This is a genomic window from Streptomyces zinciresistens K42 (assembly GCF_000225525.1).
Lineage (GTDB): Bacteria > Actinomycetota > Actinomycetes > Streptomycetales > Streptomycetaceae > Streptomyces > Streptomyces zinciresistens.
The window spans coordinates 1-595 of sequence record NZ_AGBF01000481.1 but is presented as its reverse complement, the minus strand read 5'-3'; the positions used below and the strand labels follow the sequence as shown (position 1 = coordinate 595).

1 pseudogene is annotated in these 595 nt (G+C 70.1%); it reads left to right on the top strand.

From position 1 onward, the window contains the following. Window positions 1–584: pseudogene (locus SZN_RS37305) on the top strand (alpha-1,4-glucan--maltose-1-phosphate maltosyltransferase); the annotation flags it as partial. Between the last annotated feature and the right edge of the window lie 11 nt (window positions 585–595).

The window sequence follows — 595 nt, the reverse complement described above, 5'->3', positions numbered from 1 at the left end:
CTCCCGACATCCTCCACGCCTACCTCCAGGACGGCGGACGCCCCGCCTTCGCCGTCCGCGCCGTCCTCGCCGCCACCCTCTCCCCCGCCTGGGGCATCTACAGCGGCTACGAACTCGCCGAGAACACCCCCCTGCGCCCCGGCAGCGAGGAATACCTCGACTCCGAGAAGTACCAGCTCCGCCACCGCGACTGGCAGACCGCCGAGGACCAGGGCCACACCCTCACCCCCCTCATCACCCGCCTCAACGCCATTCGGCGGACCCACCCCGCGCTGCACCGGCTCAGGAACCTGCGCTTCCACCACACTGACAACGACGCGCTCATCGCCTACAGCAAGCGCACGGGCCCGGACACGGTCGTGGTGGTCGCCAACCTCGATCCGCACCACGTCCAGGAGGGCACGGTCTCGCTGGACATGCCGCAACTCGGCCTGGACCGCGACGCCTCCCTGTCCGTGCGCGACGAACTGACGGGCGAGACCTATCGCTGGGGCCGGACCAACTACGTACGCCTGGAGCCCGGCAGGGCGCCCGCGCACGTCTTCCACGTCCAGGCTTCGCCACCGCAGATCGGAGGGTCTTGAGCGTCATGACC